Origin of the sequence: Streptomyces sp. NPDC058877, assembly GCF_042742855.1 — a bacterium.
In the GTDB taxonomy this organism is placed as follows: Bacteria; Actinomycetota; Actinomycetes; order Streptomycetales; family Streptomycetaceae; genus Streptomyces.
In genome coordinates this window covers 1-6,084 of record NZ_JBHYMF010000299.1, presented here as the reverse complement: position 1 = coordinate 6,084, position 6,084 = coordinate 1, and the positions used below count along the sequence as shown (strand labels likewise).

5 protein-coding genes are annotated in these 6,084 nt (G+C 74.2%); 4 read left to right on the top strand and 1 reads right to left on the bottom strand.

Features of this window, described 5'->3' with window-relative positions; all coding sequences use genetic code 11:
* Positions 1-209 precede the first annotated feature (209 nt).
* Positions 210-1,388, bottom strand: coding sequence for a hypothetical protein (locus tag ACFW2Y_RS34270; protein WP_384887205.1), 1,179 nt, complete (start codon positions 1,386-1,388; stop codon positions 210-212).
* Between the two features lie 783 nt (positions 1,389-2,171).
* On the opposite strand from ACFW2Y_RS34270, the gene ACFW2Y_RS34265 reads away from it, so the two are divergent.
* From ACFW2Y_RS34265 to ACFW2Y_RS34250, 4 genes are all read left to right on the top strand, one after another.
* Complete coding sequence (locus tag ACFW2Y_RS34265; RefSeq protein WP_384887203.1) at positions 2,172-2,990, top strand: Nif3-like dinuclear metal center hexameric protein; 819 nt, start codon at positions 2,172-2,174, stop codon at positions 2,988-2,990.
* Positions 2,987-3,730 carry a zinc ribbon domain-containing protein gene (locus ACFW2Y_RS34260; RefSeq protein ID WP_384887208.1) on the top strand — a complete coding sequence of 248 codons (744 nt, stop codon included), beginning with the start codon at positions 2,987-2,989 and terminating at the stop codon, positions 3,728-3,730. Before ACFW2Y_RS34265 ends, ACFW2Y_RS34260 begins: the two co-directional genes overlap by 4 nt.
* Complete coding sequence (locus ACFW2Y_RS34255) at positions 3,730-5,181, top strand: bifunctional RNase H/acid phosphatase (RefSeq protein ID WP_384887200.1); 1,452 nt, start codon at positions 3,730-3,732, stop codon at positions 5,179-5,181. Before ACFW2Y_RS34260 ends, ACFW2Y_RS34255 begins: the two co-directional genes overlap by 1 nt.
* Before the next feature lie 50 nt (positions 5,182-5,231).
* A partial coding sequence (locus ACFW2Y_RS34250; RefSeq protein WP_384887198.1) for a GNAT family N-acetyltransferase occupies positions 5,232-6,084 on the top strand: 853 nt, incomplete at its 3' end.

The following is a 6,084-nucleotide window of genomic DNA, read 5'->3' as shown; positions in this document are numbered from 1 at the left end:
CCCCGGGGCCCTGCTCCTGTCCTCGTTCACTGCGCGGGGGCATCGCCCTCGCGACGGTGCCGGCCGTGCGGCGAGGACGCGGAGTCCTCCGCGGGCGACGCCTCTCCACGGTGCTTTCCGGTGCCGCGCGGCTCCGTGCCTTCCGTGCTGATTTCCGACATGGTGGAACTCACCCCGTACATATCGCTCTTGCTGTGCGGCCAGTGAGTCTAACCAGCGGGCTTACTGTCCGTCAGCGGAGCCTGCTGCAAAGGCACCGGACGGCACACCCGGGGCTCCTCCGCGGCCACCGACGGCTCCGGCTCCCGGCCGGCTTCCGGTTCGGGCTCCGGTTCGGGCTCCCGGGGGACCTCCAGGCCGGCCAGCCCGCACGGCACCTCGGCCGTCGCGTACGGAAGCCGCAGCACGCCCTCGGGCGTCCACAGCCCGGATCCGGCCAGCCACCCCTGGGGTGCGGCCTGTTGGACCATCCGGCGGGACGAGGGCCGCCAGGTGCCCACCCAGCTGCCACCGGCGGCGTCGATCCGCAGCGCCACCGCGCAGCTCTCCGGCACCAGCACCTGATCCGGCTGCACCGCGAACGGCGTCACCGCCGCGTCGTCGAGCCGGAGGCACTCCGGGAAGCGCACCGGCAGCAGGCTTCCCAGCACCCCCCAGCCGAGCCGGTCGTGCCCCGCCGACGGTGCGTCGGAGCGGATCAGGAGCAGTCCGCTGTCCGGGTCCGCGAGCAGCAACCGGTCGTTGCTCTCCTCGGTGATCTGCAGCAGCGGCGTCACCTCGCCGCCCCGCTCCAGATCGACGGCGACGGCCTTCACCGGGCCGTCGTCGAGCCGTCGGTCCAGCGCGAGCATCCGACCCGTGCGGTCGAGCCACACCCCGCCCGTGCAGCGACCCTTCACCTCCGCGACCCGCTCCGGTCCGAAGGCGCCGCCCGCGACCAGCCACAGCGTCGTCGTGTCGGGGCCGACGCACATCGCGTAGGCACAGATGCCGTCCGGCGAAGGGGGGAGCAGCACCAGGTGCTCGGAGCCGGGCGCCTCCACCGCGCCGAGCGGGAGTTCGCCGGTGGCCGGCCCGGTGGGGTAGAGCAGCGAAAAGGTGTTGCGCCGTCCGTCCACGCGGCGGGCGACGAGCACCCGGCCGTCGGCCAGGGGCAGCAGCTGGGCGCCGGCCTCCTCCGGCTGGTCGAGGGGGAGCGGCACGGCGTACGGCTCCGGGCCGTCGAGGGTCCACCTCTCCACGTACAGGGCGTCCCCGGCGCCCGCGAGCCTGGCCGCGTACGCGCCGTTCGCCGTGATGGTCAACCCCGTCGGCCGGCCGGCGTCCCCGCCGGGCTGCCCGGCGCGGTCGTCGTCCTCGGCCGTGGTCTCGATGGCACACGCTGTCATCGACTCGTCACCTCCGGCCATGAAGCTAGTTTTCGCACTTCCAGCCGAACAACACGAGCAGGGCCACTTCACACATACGGGTGGCCCTGCGGCGGTTCGACTGAGGGGGAACGGGCGGGTGTGCTGGAGTGATCCACGAGGGTAAGGCAAGGCGAACCTAAGCGGATTCCGGCGCTCCGGTCGATCACGGGCACCGCGGTCCCGGCGAGGGGGCCCTCCACTCCCTCCACCGGCGAGGACTCCACTGCCGCTCGCCGCCCGAACGCCCTCGGTGGGCGAGTGGCGCCGGTGCCCCTCGCCGCGGCACCCCGAAGGCGGTCCGCCGGCTTCGGGTGCGCCCACACTCCCCTCCGGGGAGTTCCGTCGCACGCCGCCGGGGTGTAGGCCGAACGGCCCCGGCAGAAGGTCCGGAGGGGACCCGAGCCGGCCGCTTCGAGCTCCTTCCGAGCTCCTTCCGAGCTCCTTCCGAGCTCCTTCCGGGTGCTTCCGGAGGGAGCCCCTCCCCCGCAGAGGGGCTCCCTGTCCTTGTGGAGGCCCTGCGGCGGCATCGTTTCCGCTTCCTGGGACGGCGCCCGCCCGTCCTTCCGGGGCCCGCGCGTCCTTCCGGGGCGGGGTCCGCGCATCGGCTCCGTGCGGATCCGCGTGCGGGCCGGTGGGGGAGGTCCGCCGGGGCGACGACCCGACCCCGGCAGCCGGATCGTCCACGGGCGCGGTCCGACCCCGGCGGCCGGGTTATCCACAGGCCAGGACGGTGGGGCGCGGCGGGCAGGTAGCCTTTCCTCCGTGCCCCGTCTGTCTGAAGTCATCGCCGAGCTCGACGCCCTCTGGCCACCAGAGCGAGCCGAGTCCTGGGACGCCGTCGGCACCGTCTGCGGCGACCCCGACGCCGAGGTCACCCGTGTCCTCTTCGCGGTCGACCCCGTCCAGGAGATCGCCGACGAGGCCGTCGCCCTCGGCGCCGACCTGATCGTCACCCACCATCCGCTCTATCTGCGCGGCACGACGACGGTTGCCGCCGGCCACTTCAAGGGCCGGGTCGTGCACACCCTCATCAAGCAGGACATCGCCCTCCACGTGGCGCACACCAACGCCGACACCGCCGACCCCGGAGTCTCCGACGCCCTCGCGGGCGCGCTCGACCTCCGGGTCGTCGGCCCCCTCGTCCCCGAGAACAACCTCGGCCGGATCTGCGAACTCGACCGTCCCGAGACCCTCGCGGACTTCGCCGCCCGCGCCGCGGAGCGGTTGCCGGCGACCGCGCAGGGGATCCGGGTGGCCGGTGATCCGGGCATGACGGTCCGGCGCGTCGCCGTCAGCGGCGGCTCCGGCGACAGCCTCTTCGATGCCGCACGGGACGCGGGCGTGGACGCCTTCCTCACCGCCGACCTGCGGCACCACCCGGTCTCCGAGGCCATCCAGCGCTCTTCGCTGGGGCTGGTCGACGCCGCCCACTGGGCCACCGAATGGCCTTGGTGCGAGCAGGCCGCCGCGCAGCTCGACGAGATTTCCGACCGTCACGGCTGGGACCTCCGCGTCCACGTCTCGAAGACGGTCACCGACCCCTGGTCCTTCCACCACACCTCTCCTGGAGCCCCCAACTGAACGCCGCGCCCGCCGACCAGATCCGCCTTCTCGACGTCCAGGCCCTGGACGTCCGCCTCCAGCAGCTCGCCCACAAGCGCAAGGCCCTGCCCGAGCACGCCGAGATCGAGTCGCTGACCAAGGACCTCAGCCAGCTGCGCGACCTGCTCGTCGCCGCGCAGACCGAGGAGAGCGACTGTGGCCGCGAGCAGACCAAGGCCGAGCAGGACGTCGACCAGGTCCGCCAGCGCGCCGCGCGCGACCAGCAGCGGCTCGACTCGGGCTCCGTCTCCTCCCCGAAGGACCTGGAGAACCTCCAGCGCGAGATCGTCTCCCTCGCCAAGCGCCAGGGCGACCTGGAAGAGGTCGTCCTGGAGGTCATGGAGCGCCGCGAAGCGGTCCAGGAGCGCCTCGCCGAGCTGACCGAGCGGGTCTCCGCCGTGCAGGCCAAGGCCGATGACGCCGCTGTCCGCCGCGATGCCGCCCAGGCCGAGCTGGACGTCGAGGCCGCCTCCGTCGCCAAGGAGCGCGAGCTCGTCGCGGCTTCCGTCCCCGCCGACCTGATCAAGCTCTACGAGAAGCTGCGCGAGCAGCAGGGCGGCGTCGGCGCGGCCCGGCTCTACCAGCGCAAGTGCGAGGGCTGCCACATCGAGCTCAACATCACCGAGCTGAACGAGGTCCGTGCCGCCGCCAAGGACGCGGTCGTGCGCTGCGAGAACTGCCGTCGGATCCTGGTCCGCACCGCGGAGTCCGGCCTGTAATGCGCGAACTCGTGGTCGAGGCCGACGGAGGTTCTCGGGGCAATCCGGGACCTGCCGGGTACGGGGCGGTGGTCCTCGACCCGGCGACGGGCGAGACGCTCGCGGAGGCCGCCGAATACATCGGAGTGGCCACGAACAACGTCGCCGAGTACAAGGGGCTGGTGGCCGGTCTCAAGGCGGCGCGGGAACTGTTCCCGGACGCCACCGTCCACGTCCGGATGGACTCCAAGCTGGTCGTCGAGCAGATGTCCGGCCGCTGGAAGATCAAGCATCCGGACATGAAGCCGCTCGCGGCCGAGGCCGCACGGGTCTTCCCGGCCGGCCGGGTCCGCTACGAGTGGATCCCGCGTGAGCGCAACAAGCACGCGGACCGGCTCGCGAACGAAGCCATGGACGCGGGCAAGCGCGGTCGCCAGTGGGAGCCGTCCGCCTCCACGGCCGCCCTGGACGTCTCCGCCGCGCGCAACGCCGCGGCCCTGCCCCCGGCGGGCCCTCCGGGCGACGCGACCGCGGGCGCGGCCCGCGCCCGCGCGGCCCTGGCCACGGCGGCTGCTTCCGGTACGACGACGTCTTCGGACGGGACGGACCGGCGCCCCGACGGGACGGGACCGGGCAGCTGGCCGGGCGCCGATCAGGGCGAGGAGCCGGACGGCGGCCTGTTCGCCGCCACGGAGGCCGCCCCGTTCCCGGCGGTGGCAGGAGCCTCGGGGGACTTCGAGGCCGAGGCCGGTGTCCTGGCCCCGAAGGGGCACGCACCGGTCGCACCGTCCGCCCGGCCCCGGGACGCGGCCGCTCCCCGACAGGGCTGGAGCGGCCCCGACATGGGGGCTCCGGCGACCTTCGTGCTACTGCGGCACGGGGAGACGGCGCTCACTCCCGAGAAGCGGTTCTCGGGGAGCGGGGGAAGCGACCCCGACCTGTCGGCCGCCGGGCTGCGCCAGGCCGAAGCCGTGGCGACGGCGCTCGCCGCCCGCGGCACCGTCCAGGAGATCATCAGCTCGCCCCTCGCCCGCTGCCGCCAGACCGCCGCGGCCGTCGCCGCCCGGATCGGTCTGGACGTGCGCGTCGAACAGGGCCTGCGGGAGACCGACTTCGGCGCCTGGGAGGGCCTCACCTTCGGCGAGGTCAGGGAGCGGTACCCGGAGGACCTGGACTCCTGGCTGGCCTCGCCGAAAGCCGCACCGACCGGTGGCGGCGAGAGCTTCGCCACCGTGGCCCGCCGCGTCGCTGCGACCCGGGACCGGCTGACCGCCGCGTACGCGGGCCGCACCGTCCTCCTCGTCACCCATGTCACGCCGATCAAGACCCTGGTCCGGCTTGCGCTCGGGGCCCCGCCGGAGTCGCTGTTCCGGATGGAGCTGTCGGCCGCCTCGATCTCCGCCGTGGCCTACTACGCCGACGGCAACGCCTCCGTGCGGCTCCTCAACGACACCTCGCACCTGCGGGGCTGAGGGGCCGAAAGGAGTGGCGAGCCGCCCCCGATCCGTACCATCATGCCGCCATGACATGGCACTTCACCGGGGAATCCGAGGTGTTCCGCAGGGCGGCAGCACGGCACCTCGCGACGGAGGCGGTCCGTAACACCGCCGTCCTGGGCCTGTTGGACCGGCCGGTCCGGTTCGGCTGGTGGGTCGAGCCGGACGGTCGGGTCGCCGGTGTGCTCGCGGTCTCGCCGTCCGGGGTCCTCGACCTCGGCGCGACGACGGAAGGGGCCGCCGGAGCCCTCTTCTTCCCGGCGGGGGAGGAACCGACGACGGTGCGCGGCGAGACGGCCGCGGTGCGGGCGTACGCGGAAGCCGCCGGCGGCCCCTGGGAGCCGGCCACCCGGATGCGTCTCTTCCGCCTCGACGGGCTGATCCCGCCGGATCCGGCCCCGGTGGGCCGGGCCAGGGTCGCCTCCGCGGTGGACGCCCCGCTCGTCGCCGCCTGGACGGGGGAGTTCGCGTCGGCCATCGGAGAGCGGCCCGCGGCGGACTACACCGACTTCGTCGCCGAGCGGATCGCCGAAGGACGCTTGTGGCTCTGGACGGAGCCCGAAGGCGGGCCGGTCTCGATGGCCGCCGTCTCCCGCACGATCGAGGGCCAGGCCCGGGTCCACCTCGTCTACACCCCGCCCGCCGAGCGCGGCAGGGGGTACGCGGCGGGGGCCACCGAGGCGATCAGCCGCGCTGCGCTCGACGGGGGCGTCGCCCAGGTCCTGCTCTTCACGGACCTGGCCAATCCCACCAGCAACGCCCTCTACCAGCGGCTCGGCTACCGTCCGGTGACCGACCACCTCGTCCTGGAGCGGGCCGCCGTGCCCGCGGGGCCGGGGCGGGCGGGGCCGGCGGCCCGGAGCCCCGACGGGTACGGGG

Excerpts from the sequence above, each read along its gene's own strand:
- ACFW2Y_RS34270 (WP_384887205.1), bottom strand. The coding sequence starts at position 1,388 with ATGACAGCGTGTGCCATCGAGACCACGGCCGAGGACGACGACCGCGCC.
- ACFW2Y_RS34255 (WP_384887200.1), top strand. The coding sequence starts at position 3,730 with ATGCGCGAACTCGTGGTCGAGGCCGACGGAGGTTCTCGGGGCAATCCG.